This is a genomic window from Mucilaginibacter sp. (assembly GCF_028287845.1).
Taxonomy (GTDB): domain Bacteria; phylum Bacteroidota; class Bacteroidia; order Sphingobacteriales; family Sphingobacteriaceae; genus Mucilaginibacter.
This window is the reverse complement of the sequence record NZ_JAQBOW010000023.1, coordinates 1-21,746: the sequence shown is the minus strand read 5'-3', so window position 1 is coordinate 21,746 and position 21,746 is coordinate 1. Positions and strand designations below refer to the sequence as shown.

Annotated in this window: 19 protein-coding genes; 12 read left to right on the top strand and 7 right to left on the bottom strand. The window is 38.7% G+C overall.

The window, feature by feature from the left end; all coding sequences use genetic code 11:
• The first annotated feature begins 88 nt into the window (after positions 1–88).
• A complete protein-coding gene (locus JWP71_RS01955) occupies positions 89–1,066 on the top strand; it encodes a helix-turn-helix domain-containing protein (protein ID WP_299496505.1) in 978 nt (325 codons plus the stop codon).
• 149 nt (positions 1,067–1,215) lie between these two features.
• Here JWP71_RS01955 and JWP71_RS01950 read toward each other — a convergent pair whose 3' ends face one another.
• Positions 1,216–2,313, bottom strand: a complete 1,098-nt coding sequence (locus tag JWP71_RS01950; protein ID WP_299496502.1) for a fatty acid desaturase — start codon at positions 2,311–2,313, stop codon at positions 1,216–1,218.
• Positions 2,314–2,432: 119 nt separating this feature from the next.
• Positions 2,433–2,999, bottom strand: a complete 567-nt coding sequence (locus tag JWP71_RS01945) for an acyl-CoA thioesterase (protein ID WP_299496500.1) — start codon at positions 2,997–2,999, stop codon at positions 2,433–2,435.
• Positions 3,000–3,083: 84 nt separating this feature from the next.
• Here JWP71_RS01945 and JWP71_RS01940 point away from each other — a divergent pair, with 84 nt between their 5' ends.
• The gene (locus JWP71_RS01940) at positions 3,084–3,788 is read left to right on the top strand and encodes a hypothetical protein (protein WP_299496497.1); all 705 of its coding nucleotides are present in this window, start codon (positions 3,084–3,086) and stop codon (positions 3,786–3,788) included.
• A 115-nt stretch (positions 3,789–3,903) separates the two neighbouring features.
• Here the strand turns inward: JWP71_RS01940 and JWP71_RS01935 are convergent, their stop codons facing one another.
• Positions 3,904–4,404, bottom strand: coding sequence for a peptidylprolyl isomerase (locus JWP71_RS01935; RefSeq protein ID WP_299496495.1), 501 nt, complete (start codon positions 4,402–4,404; stop codon positions 3,904–3,906).
• 129 nt (positions 4,405–4,533) lie between these two features.
• Complete coding sequence (locus tag JWP71_RS01930; protein WP_299496492.1) at positions 4,534–6,534, bottom strand: thioredoxin domain-containing protein; 2,001 nt, start codon at positions 6,532–6,534, stop codon at positions 4,534–4,536.
• Positions 6,535–6,942: 408 nt separating this feature from the next.
• On the opposite strand from JWP71_RS01930, the gene JWP71_RS01925 reads away from it, so the two are divergent.
• From JWP71_RS01925 to JWP71_RS01905, 5 genes are all read left to right on the top strand, one after another.
• Entirely contained in the window at positions 6,943–8,922 is a 1,980-nt protein-coding gene (locus JWP71_RS01925; RefSeq protein WP_299496489.1) for a M1 family metallopeptidase, read from the top strand.
• A gap of 114 nt (positions 8,923–9,036) precedes the next feature.
• Positions 9,037–11,811 (top strand): DUF4369 domain-containing protein, encoded by a 2,775-nt coding sequence (locus JWP71_RS01920; protein ID WP_299496487.1) that lies wholly within the window; start codon positions 9,037–9,039, stop codon positions 11,809–11,811.
• A gap of 535 nt (positions 11,812–12,346) precedes the next feature.
• Positions 12,347–14,632: a UvrD-helicase domain-containing protein gene (locus JWP71_RS01915; RefSeq protein WP_299496485.1), complete on the top strand. Its 2,286-nt coding sequence runs from the start codon at positions 12,347–12,349 to the stop codon at positions 14,630–14,632.
• Positions 14,633–14,789: 157 nt separating this feature from the next.
• A complete protein-coding gene (locus JWP71_RS01910) occupies positions 14,790–15,158 on the top strand; it encodes a helix-turn-helix transcriptional regulator (protein ID WP_299496484.1) in 369 nt (122 codons plus the stop codon).
• 196 nt (positions 15,159–15,354) lie between these two features.
• A complete protein-coding gene (locus JWP71_RS01905; protein ID WP_299496482.1) occupies positions 15,355–15,648 on the top strand; it encodes a hypothetical protein in 294 nt (97 codons plus the stop codon).
• Positions 15,649–15,652: 4 nt separating this feature from the next.
• Here JWP71_RS01905 and JWP71_RS01900 read toward each other — a convergent pair whose 3' ends face one another.
• Entirely contained in the window at positions 15,653–17,080 is a 1,428-nt protein-coding gene (locus JWP71_RS01900; protein ID WP_299496480.1) for a tetratricopeptide repeat protein, read from the bottom strand.
• A gap of 588 nt (positions 17,081–17,668) precedes the next feature.
• On the opposite strand from JWP71_RS01900, the gene JWP71_RS01895 reads away from it, so the two are divergent.
• From JWP71_RS01895 to JWP71_RS01880, 4 genes are all read left to right on the top strand, one after another.
• On the top strand, positions 17,669–17,815 hold the full coding sequence (locus JWP71_RS01895; RefSeq protein ID WP_299496478.1) for a hypothetical protein: 147 nt from the start codon (positions 17,669–17,671) through the stop codon (positions 17,813–17,815).
• A gap of 70 nt (positions 17,816–17,885) precedes the next feature.
• Positions 17,886–18,143 carry a hypothetical protein gene (locus JWP71_RS01890; protein WP_299496476.1) on the top strand — a complete coding sequence of 86 codons (258 nt, stop codon included), beginning with the start codon at positions 17,886–17,888 and terminating at the stop codon, positions 18,141–18,143.
• Between the two features lie 67 nt (positions 18,144–18,210).
• The gene (locus JWP71_RS01885; protein WP_299496473.1) at positions 18,211–18,537 is read left to right on the top strand and encodes a hypothetical protein; all 327 of its coding nucleotides are present in this window, start codon (positions 18,211–18,213) and stop codon (positions 18,535–18,537) included.
• A gap of 35 nt (positions 18,538–18,572) precedes the next feature.
• The gene (locus JWP71_RS01880; protein ID WP_299496471.1) at positions 18,573–18,740 is read left to right on the top strand and encodes a hypothetical protein; all 168 of its coding nucleotides are present in this window, start codon (positions 18,573–18,575) and stop codon (positions 18,738–18,740) included.
• On the opposite strand, the gene JWP71_RS01875 is transcribed toward JWP71_RS01880, so the two are convergent.
• A complete protein-coding gene (locus JWP71_RS01875) occupies positions 18,741–19,691 on the bottom strand; it encodes an SGNH/GDSL hydrolase family protein (protein WP_299496469.1) in 951 nt (316 codons plus the stop codon).
• 177 nt (positions 19,692–19,868) lie between these two features.
• Here JWP71_RS01875 and JWP71_RS01870 point away from each other — a divergent pair, with 177 nt between their 5' ends.
• On the top strand, positions 19,869–21,239 hold the full coding sequence (locus JWP71_RS01870; RefSeq protein WP_299496550.1) for a dipeptidase: 1,371 nt from the start codon (positions 19,869–19,871) through the stop codon (positions 21,237–21,239).
• Between the two features lie 70 nt (positions 21,240–21,309).
• On the opposite strand, the gene JWP71_RS01865 is transcribed toward JWP71_RS01870, so the two are convergent.
• The coding region (locus JWP71_RS01865) for an enolase C-terminal domain-like protein (RefSeq protein WP_299496467.1) at positions 21,310–21,746 on the bottom strand (437 nt) is incomplete at its 5' end.

Sequence of the window (21,746 nt, the reverse complement as noted above, 5' to 3'; positions counted from 1 at the left end):
ACTATTGACATAAAAGAACATTAATGATAGGTTAATACGGCATTATATACAAGGCGATTGCGACAAACATTTCATTTACATTTGCAGTATGATCACTATTTCCATTCTTACGCTCAGGAATTCCGTTTTAGCATCCATAGCCGACTCCCGGCAGGTTTTCAGCATGGTCAACGAATTCCTGAAACAATCAGGCAAGCCCCCTTTGTTTAATGTACACCTCGTTGGTTTTTTGGGGGAAGTAAAACTAAACGACGGTTTGTTTTCGCTACATCCAGACATTCTATTAGATGAGTCATATACAACAGACCTGATCATTATTCCTTCATTATCCGGGGATATGGTCAGTGCCACGAACTTGAATATAGATTATGCCACTTGGATATCAAAGAGTTACAAAAATGGCGCGGCGGTGGCAAGTCTGTGTACCGGGGCTTTTTTGTTGGCTTTCTCGGGGCTGCTGAAAGACAAGCAATGCACAACGCATTGGTTATACGCAAACGAATTCAGGCATTTTTATCCATCAGTAACGCTGATTGATGACCGGTTTATCACTGATCAGAACGGGCTGTATTCAAGTGCCGGTAACAATGCCTATTGGAACTTACTTTTACACCTTGTTGAAAAATATGCCGGTCGTGAAATTGCTATTCATACTGCAAAATATTTTGTAATTGATTTGGATAAAAACATACAATCGCCTTTCATTATATTTAATGGGCGTAAAGACCATGGTGATGAAGCCGTGTTAAACGCTCAGGCCTTTATTGAACAAAATTATCGCGAAAAATTAACCGTCGATCAAATTGCGAATCAGGTTCACGTTACCCGAAGAACGTTTGAAAGGAGGTTTAAAAAAGCAACCCGAAACACAGTAGCCGAATATATTCAGCGGGTTAAAATAGAAGCAACCAAAAAGCAACTGGAAATAGGCCGAAAAACGATCAGTGAGATCATGCTGGATGTAGGCTATACAGACATGCAAACATTCCGGGACGTGTTTAAAAAGATAACCGGGCTTACACCTAACGAGTATAGGAATAAATATAATAAAGAAATTGTCCTTTAATTTAAGAGCGCCCCATTAAAAAAATGAAAATATCTTCTTTTTTATTGACAGAACAGCCTATAAACAAAACCAGCCCTATATAAGTACAGGGCTGATTTTGTTATTTATAAAAAGGCAATTAATTTTTATCGTATCTACTACTATTATTATTAAGCTGTCTCTTCCATCAAAACTTCATTCTGCATTTCGTAGGCCTCAATGCCACTTTCTTTGTCTGCTACTTTGTTAGCTTTATGGTCACTGTAATAATCAATATAAAATTGCTTTTTCGAGTCGCGGTAAGAGCTTACGGCACCTATCATGCTTAAAAACTTAATGTATACCCAAGCCATATCTAACTGATAGGGTTTAAAACCAGAGCGCGCGCTGTTAGGATACAGGTGATGATTATTATGCCATTCGCCGGCTACTAAACCCGGCCATACCTGGTTAATAGACATATCTTCGCGGTTAAAATCAACACCGTCTCGGCGCATATCCTTGCCTTTTCCGTGACCCTCATAATTAAAGGTGCGCACACCCACGGCCCAAAAACCTGCGGCACCAAATATGGCACAAGCTAATCCGGGGCCACCTATCAGGTAAAATGCGGCGAACCAAAGTCCCCAACTCAATGCCACACTTAAAATGGTTTTTAGCGGATTAGCTAAAGTGCCCCATTTTTGGTATTGCGCGTAAGTATTAACTTTTACACCGGTATGTTGCATTAACTTAACACAACATTCATATTCCTTTTCGGTCATGGTGCGGTTTATTGGCTGGTGGTTTACATCAGCCAGGAAACAATATAAAAACCCGCCTTGTGCATTATAAGGGTCGCCGGGCTGATCAGACAGCGCGTGATGCACATGATGAGATATAGCGTATATCTCTTCCGGAATTATTTTTATCGTCAGGTTTTGGGTAAAGAACCGCCAGAAACCATTACTGAATTTATAAGCGCCATGTGTGCAGTACCTATGGTGCCATATAGTGCCATGGGTACCCATAATAATCATGCTGTACACAAAGGCAGCTACGAGTAATTTAATGGAGAAATATTTAAAAATAAACACAAATAAAAATGGTGCAAGCACCATTATCATCATCCAACTCATAAAAGAGAGCCAGTTTTTTTTGTCTTTAAATACGTTTAATCTTGTAAAGAACTCCGTAAAAATTTGTTTGGGGCTGGGCTGTGCCAGGTTTCCGCTCTCATCTGCCCATCCGTAAGAAGGAGGCTGCAACACATTGTTTAAAAATGACATTTAATCGTATTGGGATTTAGCTATAAATTAGTATTGTAATAGGAGTGTAATATATGAATAAAAAGTTTGCGACAAATTTTTATTTCATTTAATAACATCGTATTAATAAGGAACGTTAATTATTGGGCAATAGTACAACGTTCGCCGGTTAATAATTTTTCGCATTGCTCAAAATTATCCGGCACCGTAATTTCATCTATCTCTTTCCTGTAGTTTTGCTTGATCTCTTTTCGGCGCTTGGCTTCAACAAACCGGCGCACGTGTTGCTTGTTTTCCAATATTAACCCGGGGATGGTAACCGGTTTGTTATTATCATCCTTTGCCACCATAGTAAAGTAGCTGGTGTTAGTGTGTTTAATAATATTGGTTTTAATATTCTCTGATATTACCCGTATACCCACCACCAAAGAGGTATTGCCCACGTAATTTACAGAGGCCATGAAGGATACCAGCTCACCTACCTCAACCGGCTGCAAAAAATCAACGGTGTCAATTGATGCAGTTACGCAATAATTACCGGCGTGCTTGGCAGCGCAAACATAGGCTACCTTATCCATTAATGATAACAATATACCTCCATGAATTTTACCGCCAAAGTTAGAGTATGAGGGTATCATTAACTCGGTAATTGTTGTTTCAGAAAAATGAACGGTTTTGTAGGTTGATCTGTCGGGTTGGGCTACCATAAAGCTTTATTTTGCCCTGCAATATAAAACATTTAGCTATTGCAATGCTTTTTAAAATATTAAATTGCCCAAAATATCCTGCTTGTGAAAAAAATATTTCTGCTAATTACCATCTTACTTTGTATAAACTATTGCTTTGCACAAAAGGCTGTAGAGAAAAAAACAAGGCTAACAGATTTTATTACAGAAAGATATCAAACCATTATACAAACCGACAAGCAAATTAAACAAGGTACATATAACGCGCTTTATGAAAAAAAGATAGTGATAGCAAATGGCGTCTATACCAATAATAAGCGAACAGGGACATGGCACTTTTTCTTTCCGACCGGTAAATTATTACAAAACTATAATTACACCACCAGGCAACTGCTTTATGAAGCGCCCGAGGATACTACTTCTACCATAAGGTACATGATAGATTACCCCGTAACAGAAAAAGACACTACTTTAATAACCAAACCCATCAGGTTAGGCGGAAGATATTATGGTTACGTGCCATATTTCAGGCTGTTTAAATTGCCGGCTGATATGCAAAACAGCAACACACAACAAATTGAGGTGATAATGGAATTATTGGTAAGTCCGCTTGGGAGACTATCGGATTTTAAATTTCACATCAGATACTACAACGATAAAGAGGACGTGAAATTGATAAATGTAAATACCGACCTGCTATCAGATGAAGATAAGACATTTATACCTGCCAGCCGGGACAGGAAACTTATAGCATCAAGAATACTGATACGCTGTTATATAACCAGGCTTGATGGGATAGATATATATTGAACTGAAATATAATGTCATTTAGAACAAAAGGAGAAATCTTAAACGTTACGCAGGCTACCCAAGCATGGTGTATAAGATTTCTCCTCGTACCTCGTCGAAATGACAGAAGGACTATTTAGTGCGCGTGATGGCCATCCGCTCCATGCGCGTGGCCATGTGATAATTCTTCGGGTGTTGCCGGTCTAACATTTAATATAGCTCCTTTAAAATGTAAAGGCTGGCCTGCCATCGGATGATTTAGGTCGACAATAAGCGAATCCTCGGCAACAGAAACTACCTGTCCCTGAAAATGGTTGCCATTATTGTCCTGCAAAGGCAAAATAGCGCCTACTTCGGGCAAATCAGCTCCCTGGAACATTTCGATAGGTAAATTTGCTACCGCTTCATCATCATAAACACCATAAGCATCCTCGGCAGACAAGCGAAAATCATAGCTATCGCTGGTTGAAAGTGTGCTTAAGTTTTCTTCAAATTTCGGAAGCATTTGTCCGGCTCCAAATAAAAAGGTTAAAGGCTGCTCTTGTGTAGCGCTTTCTACTAAAGCTTCGGTGCCATCTTCCTGGTCAACATACAAATCGTAAGTTAATGACACTACATGTTGTGGTTCAATTTTCATCAGTATTATTTTTTTAAGGTTATGAAGCTATCATGAGTGATGGCTCATAATGGTTTCATTAGAATTTTTATTCGTTAGTGGTAAAATATTGGCACTCATTAAGTACTTTGCTGTATTATATTAAATGTTTCAGGCTTCAATTTGTTTTAATGCCTCCGCTATATTGGTTACCGGCAACCCGCAGGTTTTATCTTTACAGATAAACAACCGGGTTATATCACCAAACTTATCGTGCAGTAAAGGTAAACTTCCTTTTTTACCACCCAAGATAATTTTGTTAGGAATGTAATTTTTTTCTAATGCCATACGGAAAGCTTCAGCATCATCGCCCACTATGGCAACTTCGTAAACACCAAAAACCTCATCCAATAACAGCGCAGACCAGTTTGAATAGGATGAACCATACCCTGCCAAATGCGGTACAATATTGCGTAACAACTGTGCAGATATTTCCAGGTATTGTTCGTTATCAAACAGTAAACCCATTTTTTTTAGGTTACGCGCCATAACTGAATTTGACGCGGGCGTAACCCCATCCATAATTTCCGATTTACGGGCAATTAATTGCTCTTCATCATCAGCCGTGTAAAAGAAAATACCCCCGGCCCCATCATAGTAATGAGCGATAGCGTTATCGGTAAGCTTTACTGCATGTTGTAGCCATTGCTCATCAAAAGTAACCTCATATAGAGCTATAAAGGCATCAATGATGTTGGCATAATCATCCAAAAAGGCTACGGCTTTAGTACCGGCTTTATAAGTTCTGCTTATCCGGCCATTATCACCTATAAGATTGATTATAATGAAGTTGGCATTTTTTAAAGCGAGATCCAGGTATTCAGCTTCGTTAAAAGCACGATAAGCATCGCAGAGCCCTTTCAGCATTAACCCGTTCCATGAGGCAAGTATTTTATTATCTAATCCGGGGCGGATGCGTTTGCTTCGATATTCAAATAATTTTTTGCGGGATGCGGTCACACTATCCAACATTTCGTCAACAGATATGCCTATCGCTTCTGCAAGCTCCGTGTCAATACCGCGCTTAAACAGAATGTTGGTTTGCTCTTCCTCCCAGTTGCCCTCATCGGTTATATGGTAATAGATGCAAAACAGCTCTGCTTCTTTGCCTAAAACAGCCTGTATTTCTTCTTTAGCAAACACATAGAATTTGCCCTCTACCCCTTCGCTATCCGCATCAAGGGCCGAATAAAATCCGCCTTCGGGCGAAAGTAATTCCCGCACAGCAAAATCTATCGTTTCACTAACTACCTGTTTATATAAATTATCGGGCTGCCAGGTATAAGCTTCGGCATATAGTCCTATCAGTTGAGCGTTATCATATAGCATTTTTTCAAAATGCGGCACGTGCCATAAACCATCAACCGCGTAGCGTGCAAAACCGCCACCCAAATGGTCGTAAATGCCGCCGTAAGCCATTTTTTGCAGGGTGAGCTTAGCCAATCCGGTTAGCTCCTCATCGTGCATTAAATGCGCGTAGTGTATTAAAAACTGCCAGTTATTTGGCATCGGGAACTTAGGCGCCGTGCCCATTCCCCCTTCTGTTTTATCAAAATACTTTTTCCAGTTATTAACTATAACTTCCAGGTCGGCTTTGGTATAATCCGGTCGCGATTCAATAAAAGCTATCGATTCATATTTTTGTATACCCTCCGTTAAGCGGGTTGCATATTCAAGCGCATCTTCGGGTTTTTGTTTATAGTAATCGGCTAAGTTGAAAAGCAGGCTCGTCCAGTCGTTTTTTCTGAAATAAGTTCCCGCGTAAATAGGCCGCTGATCGGGCAAACAAATGCAATTAAGCGGCCAGCCGCCCCTGCCGCTTATTAATTGTACGGCGCTCATGTATATCTGGTCAACATCAGGGCGTTCTTCGCGGTCAACCTTTATACAAACAAAATATTCGTTCATAACCGCTGCCACCTGCGCGTCCTCAAAACTCTCATGCTCCATCACATGGCACCAGTGGCAGGCCGAGTAGCCAATGCTTACAATAATAAGCTTGTTCTCGTCCCTGGCCTTTTGCAAAGCTTCTGCGCCCCAGGGATACCAGTTAACCGGGTTGTTGGCGTGCTGCAGTAAATATGGCGAGGTAGAATTAGCTAAACGGTTCATGATGGCAAAATTGCGATATTAAATCAACTTTAAAGTAAAGCAATTGTGAAGGAGTAAAGTTTTAGTAAATTGCCTATATCAAAAAGGTTGTTTCATCTTGTTACATCACCTCAAAATCAGCCAATCTGCAATAATTTGATTATCAAATAAATACCTTAAAATTATACCTAAAAATACAGACGAATAAGTTGTTACATTTTGTTACATCACTTTTTTGTAGTTTATTTATTATCAATAGGTTAAGTCAAAATCTTGTTTCACTTGTTACATTTTGTTACACCAAATTGTGTAACAAACACGTTTAAAACCACCCGGGGCACCGCTGCCCCAATTATGCAATAACATTTTATTTTACTTAATTTGCTTTCTTATAATTTAACTGATTAAATGTATTATTTTAAAAATTACATGCTATTAGCATGTGCTTTGCTCACTGCTGCAACAACCGCGCTCGCGCAATCCCCAACCGACACTGTTAAGTACAACCACCAGGACCTTTTCGGGCCAATTGTTTGGCCAATGACCAGCGGCGACAATCGCTCGGCGAGCGGACAGCCGGGCCCGCATTACTGGCAAAACCGCGCCGATTACCAAATTCATGCTTCTTTAAATGAAGCCGCTCAGGATACTACTGTTAAAGGCGAAGTTGCTATAACTTATACCAACAACAGCCCTGATAACATGGATTACCTATGGCTGCAGCTGGACCAGAACCTGTTCAAGCCCGATTCGCGCGGAGCGGCGGTTACCCCCTTTACCGGCGATCGTTTTGATGTTAAGGGATTTAGCCGCGGGGGTTATCATATCGCGTCAGTATCAGTTACTTATAAGGGCCAAACTTACACCGTTACGCCTGTTATTACTGATGCCCGCATGCAGATACGTTTAAATAAAGCATTAGGCTCCAATGGCGATAAAATACAGGTAAAAGTAAATTACGATTTCTCCATACCTTTTTATGGCGCCGACCGTATGGGCCGCAAAAAGTTTAAACAAGGCGTTGTTTATGAAATTGCCCAATGGTACCCACGCATGTGCGTTTATGATGATGTAGAGGGATGGAACACCCTACCCTACATGGGTTTAGGCGAGTTTTACTGCGACTATGGCGATTTTGATTATTATATAACTGCCCCTGCCAATATGATTGTAGTAGGCTCCGGCGATTTGCAAAATGCAAACGAAGTGCTTACTCCCACCCAGCAAAAACGTTTGGCCGAAGCACGTAACAGCGATAAAACAGTTACTATTATTTCTGCATCCGAAATTGGCGAACCTGCTACCCGCCCTGCTACGGGTACATTAACCTGGCACTTTAAAATGGATAACACCCGCGATGTATCATGGGCGGCATCAACCGCGTTTATCTGGGATGCGGCAAAAACCAATTTACCATCGGGCCGTAAGTGTATTTCGCAATCTGTTTACCCGGCAGAAAGCTCTGGCAATAATTCATGGGGCCGCTCTACCGAGTATCTGAAAAACAGCATAGAGATCTACTCAAAAGAATATATCGAATACCCGTGGAACTCGGCAGTTAACGTATCAGGCGTTGCTTTGGGTATGGAATATCCCGGCATTATTTTCTGCTTAAGCAACCTTAAAAATGGCGGTTTATGGGGCGATGTTACCCACGAGATAGGCCATAATTGGTTCCCGATGATAGTTGGCAGTAATGAACGTAAATACATGTGGATGGACGAGGGCTTTAACACTTTTATTAATGAGTTCTCTACCAAAATGTTTAACAAAGGTGAGTATGCGCCTAAAGGCCCTGACAACAATGCTCAAAATGTATTAAGAAGCTATATCAGAAGCAAGGATCCGTTAATGACGCCACCAGAAGCAATAGGACTTAATGATTACGGCCAGTATTATAACAAAACCGCTTTAGGGCTTGACATGCTGCGCGATGTGGTATTGGGTCCCGAGCGGTTTGATTTTGCTTTCCGTGAGTATATTAAGCACTGGGCCATGAAGCACCCGCTGCCTTATGATTTTTTCCGCGCGATGAATGACGCCTCGGGCGAGGACCTGAACTGGTTCTTTAAACCATGGTTCTTTACCACCTGGAAGCTGGATCAGTCTGTTGAATCAGTAAGATACGATGGTAGTCCTGCCAACGGCGCTATCATCACCATCGCCAACAAAGAAAAAATGGCCATGCCTGTCGACCTGAAAATTACCCAGGAAAATGGCAAGGTAGAAACCATACACCTGCCGGTAAACGTATGGCAGCGCAACGGGGTTTGGACATTTAAATATCCGTCAACGTCAACCATAAAAAGTATTGTGATTGACCCGGATCATCAATTACCCGATATTGACCTGAGGAATAATATTTTCCCTAAGAAAGTGGGAATAGTTGAGGTAAAAGCTGAAAAGTAAAAGGTTTGTCTCATCTGAAGTAAAAGACCCGGTTTGTGAAAAGACCGGGTCTTTTTTTGTTTATTTTTATTCATCCCATCCCCCCCTTTTCTATAAACCTGGTATTTAGCATGTATGAGAAGAATAACTGTTATTTACCTAACGGCAGTTTTTAGTTTATTAAGTGTTGCTGCCTTTGCGCAGGTAAACGGCGACCTGCTAAAAACGCTGTCGGCGGTGGCGGGCATGCGTGATAGATTGCCTATTGAAAAAGTGTATCTGCAACTGGATAAGCCCTACTATTCGGTGGGTGACACGCTGCATTTTAAAGCTTATTTAATGAATGGCGATTTCTTAAGGCCATCATTAAGAAGTGGGCTGTTGTATGTTGAGCTGGATGATGCAATGAATCGATCAACAAAGCGGATAATGGTAAAAATAATTGGCGGCATAGGTTGGGGCGATATGGTGTTAAATGAAGAAGAAATATCCGAAGGCAGCTACACTATACGGGCCTATACTAACTGGATGCGAAACTTTAGCGAAGACAATATATTTAAAAGGAGCATTTATATATCCCCGGTAAATGGCGGGGCCACCCTGGTAAACGCTGATTATAAACTGGACACCACTACAGAAAAAGGTAAGATCGAAGCAAACTTGCGCTTTACGGCATTGAACAGCAACCCCAAACGGTTGAAAGATATTACACTAAAAGTAATGAACGGCAGGCACACTTTGTCTAAATACAAAGCTACCACAGGTATAGACGGCACCGCGTTATTGGATTTTGACCTGCCGGATAAAAATATCATAAAAGATATAACCATACAGGCTAAGCAAACTGATAAAGATGCCGATACGGCAATATTAACTATCCCGGTAATAATAAAAAATGCAGCCAATACTGACATCCAGTTTATGCCCGAAGGAGGTTATTTAGTAGCCGGAATTAACGCAAAAGTGGGTTTTAAAGCCATTGCTGACGATGGTAAAGAAACACCAATAAATGGCAAAGTTTACAACAGCAAACAGCAGGAGGTTGCCTCATTTAATGCTACCCACAAAGGCATGGGTGCATTTGAATTTACAGCACAAGCAGGAGAAAGTTATATAGCTAAAGTAACACTACCGGGCAATATCAGCAAAAGTTATCCATTGCCCATGGTTAACCCGGCCGGCACCATATTAAGCATTGTATCTAAGGACAAAGAATCGTTAGAAATTACGTTAAACGCTACGCCCGGTCTGCTTAATGCCCCGGAAACCTATTATTTAATAGGCCAGACAAGAGGAATGGTTTGCTATAGCGCATTAATCAACTTTAATGGGGCCATAATAAAAAAGACCATTCCGAAAGACCAGTTCCCGACGGGAATAGCACATTTTACTTTATTCAGTAGCAACAACGAGCCGTTAAATGAACGGATAATTTATATCGATCATAATGACAACCTGCATATAAACATAACGACAAGTAAGCCAAAATTCACAGTTAGGGATAGTATTGCCGTATACTTAGAAGCAAAGGATAAAGACGGCAAACCCGTGCGTGGCACTTTTTCTATGGCGGTAACTGATGACAGCCAAATAACTAACCACCGTACAGATAACAATATTATTAGTAACCTGTTGCTAACGTCTGATCTGAAAGGAACCGTAGAAGAGCCTGGCTGGTATTTTGAAACAAACACACCAGACAGGGCTGCCGCATTAGATAACCTACTGTTAACCCAAGGCTGGGTGGGTTATGACTGGAAGCTTGTTTTTAATCCAATGGTGCAGCAGCCACAGTTCCCGGCCGAAAGCGAATTTACTGTACGGGGTAAGGTTACCAATTTATTTGGTAAACCATCCCGGCAAACGGTTATAAGGTTACTACAAAAATTGCCTGTTCTGGCAATAGATACAATTACAAATAATGATGGTCGTTTTACATTTAAAGGAAACTTATATCCCACAGACACAGCCTATTATTTAATACAAGCCAAAAATAAAAATGGCGAAACTTTTAATGTTGGGATCGATGTTGATGAATTTATTCCGCCGGTATTTGCCGAACCAAAACACCGGCCCATGCCCTGGTATTTTAACAGTGATACTACTTTATTAAACAATGCCAATACAAAAATAGCACAACATAAAGCCGAAGCTGATTACAAAGGCGAAGGACATATGTTAAAGGAAGTAGTTATTAAATCGAAAAAAATTATCCCGGGCTCTGTTAATCCATTCCCTGCTGAACGGGTATCAATTGTGTTGGATGAAAAGGACATGAATGCCGATAAAAACATGTCGTTGTTTGAGCTGCTTAAAAAAAGATATGGCCGCAATTTTTATTTAGGTACCATAGGGCCCAGCAGCTTTCCAAAGCCAAAAGTAAAAGATTCTATCAACTCCGGTATGACTACACCGCATCCATTAACTTCTACGGCTTATTTTTTATATACGCGCCTTGCTATGATTATAATTGATGGGCATTATGCACCGCCTGATGTTTATATGGATTATCTTACCGCATCAGAAATTAAAGGCATTGAGGTTGTATATATACCTACCCTTGGAAAGTACGACCTGGCGGATATGTTTATCACCACCTACTCTGGCAAAGGGCCGCGTTTTTTACATCATACACCCGGCAGGTATGTTTACAGGCCATTAGGTTTTAGTTTCCCAAAAGAGGTTTATCGCCCAAAGTATACAGAAAAGAACAAGGACATTGCCGTAGGTACCGACCTGCGCTCTACCATCCATTGGGCACCAAATGTTGTTACTGACAAAGACGGCAAGGCAACAGTATCGTTTTACAGCGCCGATAAACCGGCAGACTATACGTTGATACTGGAAGGAACAGATTTGAAGGGAGCATTTGGATATGGCAGGGAGAAGATAAAAGTGATTAAGAAATAGCCGCTTGTAAAAAATTTAATAAAAATGGTGACACCAATATACTATCCCGCTGGGTGTATGATAGTTTAAAGTAAAGTGTAAACACACTCCAGGATTAATCACTAAAAGGTGTAAACTTTTTTATGACGGGTCACTTTTTTTATGACGGGTCATCGAAATAAAGTGTTTCACATCAGGTGTTTCACCCTATTTTTGCAAAAATCGGTAAAATAGCATAAAATACTAATTATAAAACATTTATACTATTTTACCTAAAGCTTTTGTACTGTTTCAAAGTGTTTCACTAATTTTGTCAAATAACTATATATCAATAGGTTAACCTAAAATAGTGTTTCATGTGTTTCATTAATTTGTGAAACACTTTGCTACCTTTTCTACCCGGATAATAGTTTGCCTACCGCCTCTTTCGACCACTCAGGGGATGTTCCGAGTTGTTCCTCTTACTAAAAATGGAACACCTTAAATTTGAGTAAAAACCTTTCGGCTTTCGCCTCAAAATCTTAATTTCGCTGTTCACAGAAACGAGGAAAAAGCATTGGATTATTTAGCGGGATTAAACCCTGAACAGCAAGCGGCAGTAAAACAAATACAGGGCCCGGTAATGATAATTGCCGGAGCGGGATCTGGTAAAACCCGGGTTATTACCTACCGTGTTGCGCACCTTATACGTAACGGGGTAGATTCGTTTAATATCCTGGTGCTCACCTTTACCAACAAGGCTGCCCGGGAAATGCGCGAGCGTATACTGCACCTGGTTGGCCCCGAAGCCAAGAACATCTGGATGGGTACCTTCCACTCGGTTTTTGCCAAGCTATTAAGGGTGGAGGCCGATAAAATTGGCTATCCCAACAACTTTACCATTTACGATACCGACGACAGCAAAAGCGTACTGCGTGCCATTTTAAAAGAAATGAACCTGGACGATAAGCTGTATAGTGTAAATTTTGTGCTTAACCGTATATCGGCAGCAAAAAACAACCTGGTATCATGGATGGAATATGCACAAAACGACCAGATACAGGCAGATGATATATCAAGCAACAGGCCCATGCTGGGTAAGATCTACGAAACCTATGTACAACGCTGCTACCGCGCCGGTGCCATGGATTTTGATGATTTATTATTTAAAACCAACGAGCTTTTAAAGCTGCATCCCGATACCCTTAACAAATACCAGCACAAGTTTAAATACCTGATGGTGGACGAGTACCAGGATACTAATTTTTCGCAATACCTCATTGTTAAAAAACTGGCAGCGGTTAACGAAAATATTTGCGTGGTGGGTGACGATGCGCAAAGTATCTACGCGTTCCGTGGGGCCAATATTCAAAACATATTAAACTTCGAGAAAGATTACCCAGATCTTAAAATATTTAAACTTGAGCAAAACTACCGTTCAACGCAAAACATTGTAAATGTTGCCAACAGCATTATAGCCAACAATAAAGACCAGCTTAAAAAGAATGTATTTTCAGAGAAAGAAACGGGCGATAAAATAAAAGTAATGCGCGCCTTTAGCGATAATGAGGAAGGTAAACTGGTTGCCGAAGCTATAATGTATGAGCGTACAACCAAGGGCTTAAGGTGGAACGATTTTGCCATATTATATCGCACCAACGCGCAATCCCGCTCTATGGAAGAGGCTTTGCGTAAACTGGGTACACCTTATAAAATATATGGGGGCCTCTCCTTCTATCAGCGTAAAGAAATTAAGGATTTGATAGCTTATTTCAGGCTCACCTTTAATCCTAACGATGAAGAAGCGCTTAAACGCGTTATCAATTATCCGCGTCGCGGAATTGGCGATACTACTATTGATAAAATAATTGTCAGTGCCGATCAAAATAACATCACACCCTGGGAAGTGATCATTGATCCTGCAAAATATTTAGAAGGGCGGATATCAGCATCTGTTACCGGCTTTGCGGTGATGATACAGAGCTTCCAGGTGCTTTCAAAAACACAAAGCGCATACGAGGCTGCTTTATACATCGCACAGCACTCAGGGCTGTTAAAAGACCTTTATGAGGATAAATCTGTTGAGGGGCTTAACCGTTACGAAAACATACAGGAGTTACTAAATGGTATAAAAGAATTTAGCGAGCGCGAAGATATTGAAGAAAAAGGTCTGGATGTATTTATGCAGGATATTGCTCTGCTTACCAATGATGATAAGGATAAGGACCCCAATGCCGATACCGTATCGTTAATGACTATACACTCATCTAAAGGTTTGGAGTTTCCGCAGGTATATGTGGTTGGTTTAGAAGAGAATTTGTTCCCGTCGCAAATGGCGCTTAACTCGCGCAGCGACCTTGAGGAAGAACGACGATTATTTTATGTAGCTATAACACGTGCAGAAAATAAACTATCATTAAGCTACGCTACCTCGCGCTTTAAGTTTGGCACACTAATTAACTGCGAACCCAGCCGTTTTCTGGATGAAATTGATGCCCAATACCTTGAGCTTGATTTTACCGCTAAACCAGCAAATACAGGCAGCCTGAACTATGATGATGAACGGTCTGCCTGGAGCCGTACTGATGATAAATTTTCAAAACCTAAAGCTAAAACAACGTCTACCCCGGTAAAAACTACTTCTATATTAGCAAAGGCCCATGTGCCGTCTGCCGGTTTTACCCCTTCTGACACCTCGAACCTTCAGGTTGGTATGGATGTAGAACATGAGCGCTTTGGTTTTGGTAAGGTAATAAGCATGGAAGGCAACAAGCCAGACATTAAAGCTACTATCTTTTTTAAAGAAATAGGGCAAAAGCAATTGTTGTTAAAGTTTGCAAAACTCAGCGTTATAAACCAATAATTAATAAATTATACCCATTTTGTGGAGTAAATTCCCCACTTTAAATTAGGAGTTAATAACAAGCTATACTTTTAGGTTCATTTATACCGTATTATTTCATGGCATATAATTTGGATGAGTAATAATACCTCTTTACCAAATAATTAAAAATACTGAAATGAACGACAACCTTAAAAAGAAAACCAATAAGACCATAGGTATGAATATTCGCACCTTTCGTCATCAGCATGGATGGAGTCAGGAGGACGTAGCTAAGCGGTTAGGGATATCTATTCCTGCATTCTCAAAAATCGAAACCGGTGTTACCGACATCAACCTGTCACGCCTTGAACAGATAGCTGACATTTACGAAATAGATGTTGTGCAATTATTATCAATGGACGCAGAAACGGCAGAGCGACAACCTTCTAATTTAAGCATTATACAAAAACGGTTAAATGACCGCGAAGCTGAGATAGTGAATTTACAACGAAAAGTAATACTGCTTTACGAAGAACTGCATAATGCAAAAACACATAGTGTATAAACCAAACCGTTCAATAAACATGACACTGTGTATTCTAATTAATAATTCATACTTAAAAATTTTACTAAAAATTAAACAATTTTATTAAAAGTTATTTACACATACTTAAATATACAAAACCTGCTTAGTTTTTTCCGCGATTTAATAATTAATATTTTGGAGTAAAATAACAAAGGTTTATAATTTTAAATTTACTATGGATAACTACATGATATCAATTTCAAAAACCGAGAGTTTAACTGCCGGTACTGTTCATGACTCAAAGAGTAAATTAAAAGTTAAAGCGTTTGATATATTAAGGCCAAGTATTAAACCGCGTAAAGGAGAAGTAAGATTTTTTGTTACAGGGGGACAACAAACTTTGGCTTTTGAAACTCAAGGCTACAAAAAACATCGCCAAATATTAGTTCTTCAAATGATATCCAGGTACTGTATGTATTTAGGATTACTGGAGGCTCAAATACATTCAACATTACCATTAACAGGATAATATTTTAGAACCCTGTTTTTCCCGGATCATGAAGCATGTCGCTCATTTCTATTATTTTCTCATCAATTTCTGATACGCACTTATCCATCATGTCAATACACTCCTGCTTATCAACTAACCCTTCTTTTTCTAAATTCATTAAACCTTTGAGTGTAGCTATAGGGCCACGTATTTGATGAGACAGGTAGGATGAATATTCAGAAAGCTTTTTATTTTTTACCTGCAGGTCCTTCGTTCGTTCGTCAATTATTTCTTCCAGGTGATGGTTTATCCTGTCAAGGTTATCTTTTTGCCGGGATATCTCATTGTTTAACTCTTGCAGTTGTGCATTGGTTGTAGCTTTACGTTTTACACTGCCTACCAGCAAAACAATAACAACTACCAATAGTCCCGCTGTTGTTGTTATCGACCAAAATATAACACGTGTAAGTTCTGCCTTTTTTTGATCCTGAACAGCTTGCAGTTCACGGTCTTTTTCTTTTTTTATAAAAGTCAACTTAGTTGATACGTTTGACCGGTAGCTGGTACTATCTTCCTGGTAAATATTGATCAAATAGTTTAAAGCTGCTTTATAATTTTTCCGCTTAAGTTCCATTTCATAAGCGGTGTGCTTATAATCATATATGTCTTTCTCATTATGTATTCGCATAGAATAGTTTCTGCCTTCTTCTAAATATTTTTCAGCTTCTTTAAAATTACCTTCAGATACATAGAGATCTGTCAACGTTAAGTTAATAGCAGCTACAGACGAATTCATATCCAAATTTTTTGCCTTATCATGAGCATCAATCAGGTATTTCTTAGCTTTAATAAAATCACGTTGATTATAGTAAATAACCCCCAGATCTTCCAGGCACTGAACTAAAATTGTAGTATTATTTAGTTTGGTAAATAATTCGTAACTCTTATTATAATAGTTTAAAGCATTATTAAACATATTCTTCCTGTTATAAATATTCCCTATGTTTAAATACAGGGAAGCGATCAAAGAAGCATCGTTATATTTTTGAGCAATTACAAGGGCCGAATTGAAATAGCCTAAAGCCTTTTCATAATCAACCATTTGATAGAGGTTGCCTATATTATTAAAAACTTTAGCTTTTCCACGTTCATCTTTTATCAGTTCGTATTGATTTAAAGCATCATAATACCGGTTCAAAGCACTATCCGGCCTGTTTAAATAATACTCACCAATACCTTTTATACGATAAGCTTCTGCAATTCCTCCTTTATAATCAAGCTTTAAAGCCATTGCTAAGGCACGATTTGCATCCGCTACGGTTTCTTTAGGGTTAGTTAATCTATTATCATACCCGTTTTTATTTAATGCAATAACCTCGCTTGTGTCTTTTCCGGTACCATCCTTTATATCATTTGCGTATGCAGTAATAGTACCCAATATAAAAAATAAAACTGCGTAGATTTTCCTCATTAATCACTATTTACGTTTAATTATGGTGAAAGTTATAAATAATACATTATATATTTTTCCATTCAGTAAAAAAAGTATTTATTTAGTGTTGAAAACTTTTTCCAGGTTTTCTTTGTAATTAACAAAACCTATTTATATTTGCATATATAAGTGTTTGAATATCAAATAACTAAAATATAGAATTAATATTAATTATTTATTAAACAATTAAAATTATACTGAAAAAATAAAAAGGAAAAGTACGGAAAATTAATAATTGAGCGGCTGATAAAAACGGCATAGTTGCAAACGCAAAACATATAAATATGCAATTATTATTAACTATTAATTAATGCACATAATCATTAATAAATTAAATTTATTACTAACTTAAAAAAATAAGAATTATGAAAAATATCATTTTAACAACCATCATCATCCTATTTGTTAGCATACTTTCATCATGCGCAAAAAAGGATAATCTCCGGTCAAATTCAGTGGTATTTTACAATAATCCTTTTTCATCAAAGAGCATATTGGCAACTGCTGATTAATTTAAAACATATCCTATATCAATTTAACTATCACCTAATATTAAAAATAAATATCATGTTAAAAGCAATCCTTACAGCAGCAATCGTTTTATCAGTTGGATTATTATCTCTTATAAAAACAACAACACCGGCAAAAACCACTTCGGTACAATTAGCTAAAGTTATGATTAACAGCAGGACTGTTTTAGCTACAGCCGATTAATCAATTACAAAATAAATATTAATAAAACTTATAAATACAAATCAAAAACCCACATATAAAATATACAATCATGAAAAAATTAATTATTGCTACGGCTATTATATTCTCTACAAGCATCGCTACATCTTTTGCTGCTTCAACTTCAGGCGAAAAAAACACTTTAGGTACTGCTGATAGAAATGGCGAAAAAAATACACTGGGTACTGCCGATAGAAATGGCGAAAAAAATACTTTGGGTACTGCCGATAGAAATGGCGAAAAAAATACACTGGGTACTGCTGACAGAAATGGTGAAAAAAATACACTGGGTACTGCTGACAGATTCTAACTCCATAAAGAAATTAATAAACTTAACTAACAAATTACTAACCAAGACATTATAAACTATACAAATCATGAAAAAATTAATCATCGCAATTGCAATTATATTCTCTACAAGCATAGCTACTTCTTTTGCTGCAACTACCACTATTGAAAAAAACACTTTGGGTACTGCTGACAGAAATGGCGAAAAAAACACTTTGGGTACTGCTGACAGATCTGGTGAAAAAAACACTTTGGGTACTGCTGACAGAAATGGTGAAAAAAATACACTGGGTACTGCTGATAGAGGCGAAAAAAATACTTTAGGTACTGCTGACAGAAATGGCGAAAAAAATACACTGGGCACTGCTGATAGAAATGGCGAAAAAAATACACTGGGTACTGCTGATAGATTTTAATTAAAACAACATTAACCATTACAAAAATTAACACCATGAAAAAAACAGTAATAATAGTCGGGATAGTTTTAACAACAGGGTTAACTGCATTTTCATTAACCAGGAAAGAAAATAAAACAGAAGAAGTAAAAGTGAAAGTAGAAAATTTGGATAGCAAAGCAACTACCCAAAGCGCCAATGTAATATTAGCTACTGCTGATTAATTACCGGGTAACTATCATTTTTTTGCTCAATAACTGCCCACCAACCTGCATAGTATATATATATACACCCGGATCAAGATTATTTAAAGGGACACTAATAATTCTATAACCGGCATTTTGATAAGAGTCATATATATTTTTAATTAGCCTCCCGGTCATATTATACAAATTTATCTGCACATGCCCTGCCTGCGATAAGCTGAACCCGATAGTAGTACGGTCTATAGAAGGATTAGGGTAATTTTGGTTTAGGCCTATAACCAACAATTTATCATCAATTGCCCGATTAATTGCATCAAACCATACATAACTTATTAATTTATATCCCGCAGCATTGGGATGCACGTAATCCTGATACAAGGTAAAATCACGTCCCAACGCCCGGTTTATGTCTGCAAGGTAAATATGATACTCAGCCACCAATCTTTTATATAAGGCATTTATTTGGTTTACGTATAAATTTGCCGTTTTATAGGTTTGATTATTTTTATCATTAAAAAATTGTATAGTACCTATTATAGGTATAAGGTTGTGCTTTAATGATGTTTCTATATAATACCGCATATTCATTTCAGTATCGCTAATTTTAAATTTCTGAGCGGCCAAACTCAACGCGTCATTCGATCCCATTAATATCAATACAAAACCTGTACGCCCGGCAATGGCTGCCGGAAATCTTACTAAACCCTGTGTTGTTGTTTCGCCAGCAACACCGTTTGTGGTAACACTAACAATCTCACCGGTATAACATGCTTCAATATTGTTCAATAAATCCGTCTGGAAAGAAAAACCACCAACGCCGGCTACAGTACTCGCTCCGAAAGTAGTTACATTAATACTATCCTTACCATAAAATTTAGCGGCAGCACTGCAACTAGGAATCTGTGCGTAACCGGAGAAAAACAAAATGGAAAGAATAAATGAAAGAAAAATTATCTTACGATAACTCATTTATTACAATTAAAATCAACATGTAAATATATATAAACGTTCAATCAAATACATTAACCCATGCTAAGTATTTATTAACCAAATGTATAATTGCAATTATCTGACTTATAAGTCTAAATATCAATATCCTCCTGTTCTTTTATAAACATGAGTTATATTTGTTCAAAATTGAAAGCAATGCAGGATATAAAACAATATATAGAGCAACACAAACAACGTTTGTTAGATGAACTTTTTGAATTATTGCGTTTCCCATCGGTTAGTGCCGACCCAAAATATAAACCTGACGTATTAAAAACTGCTGATTATGTGGCAAAAAAACTAAGCGAGGCGGGTGCTGACAATGTTGAAATTTGCCAAACTGCAGGCTATCCTATTGTTTATGGCGAAAAAATAATTCACCCATCTAAACCAACCGTTTTAGTTTACGGTCATTACGATGTGCAGCCACCCGATCCGTTGGAACTATGGAAAACACCGCCTTTTGAACCAACAATACGCGATGGTAAAATATATGCGCGTGGTGCCTGTGATGATAAGGGTCAGTTTTATATGCATGTAAAAGCTTTTGAGTTGATGATGCAAAACGACACACTGCCTTGTAATATCAAATTCATGATAGAAGGCGAAGAGGAAGTTGGATCTAACAACCTGGGTATATTTGTAAAGGGAAATAAAGAAAAGCTGAAAGCTGATGTGGTGCTGATATCTGATACCTCAATGATAAGTATGGAACACCCGTCGCTTGAAACCGGTTTGCGTGGCCTATCCTATCTGGAAGTTGAAGTTACCGGCCCAAATCGTGATCTGCATTCGGGTGTATACGGGGGCGCGGTAGCCAACCCCGCCACTATATTGGCTAAAATGATTGCTTCTTTACATGATGAGAATAACCATGTTGCGATACCTGGCTTTTACGATGAGGTAATTGCACTGACAGATGCCGAGCGTAAAGAACTAAACGCCGCCCCATATAACGAAGAAGAATATAAAAAAGACCTGGATGTTACCGAGCTATGGGGCGAAAAAGGCTATACCACTTTTGAGCGAACCGGCACCCGCCCTACTTTGGAGGTGAACGGCATTTGGGGTGGCTACATTGGCGAAGGCGCAAAAACCGTATTACCATCAAAAGCAAGTGCAAAAATTTCTATGCGTTTGGTACCTAACCAGGGTTCTGAGAAAATTACACAACTTTTTACCGATCATTTTTTAAAGATAGCCCCGGCATCAGTAAAAGTAAAAGTTACACCGCATCATGGCGGCGAACCTGCTGTAACGCCTACAGATAGCATAGCTTACAAGGCAGCACAGTTAGCTATAACAGAATCATTTGGTAAAGCGCCGATACCTACACGCGGTGGCGGCAGCATACCTATTGTTTCTTTATTTGAAGCAGAATTAGGTATAAAAACTGTATTAATGGGTTTTGGCCTGGATAGTGACGCGCTACACTCGCCTAACGAGAAGTATGATATTTTTAATTATTACAAAGGGATAGAAACCATACCATTGTTTCATAAGTATTTTGCGGAATTGAGCAGGTAAAGATTAGTTGTTAGAGATTAAAGATTAGGTGTATTATGGAAACTAATCTTTAATCTCTATTCTTCAATCTTTAAATCACAAATTTTTCACACTTCTCTAAAAACTTATCATCCGCGTCCGCCCCTATTCCTGGTGCATCACTTATATTTAAGAAATAGCCATCATAAGTAACACCACCAACGCATGGGTCTATTAAATGGCCCAGCATACAGGTATCCATATCATAGAATTTAATATTAGGACTACTGTAAACAAAATGCAGTTTTGAGCTTAGCGCAATACGGCTTTCCAGCATACCTCCCATCATACAGGGGATACCTTTTTTGGCGGCCAGGTCATGTATCTGCTTTGCTTCATATATTCCGCCTGCTTTGGCCATTTTTATGTTAACATAATGGCATGAACCGCTTTCTATCTGCTTGCAGGCATCATGGTGATTATAAACGCTTTCATCTGCCATAATTTTAACCGGCGAAAGTTTCATTAGCTCAGGCAATTTATCATCAT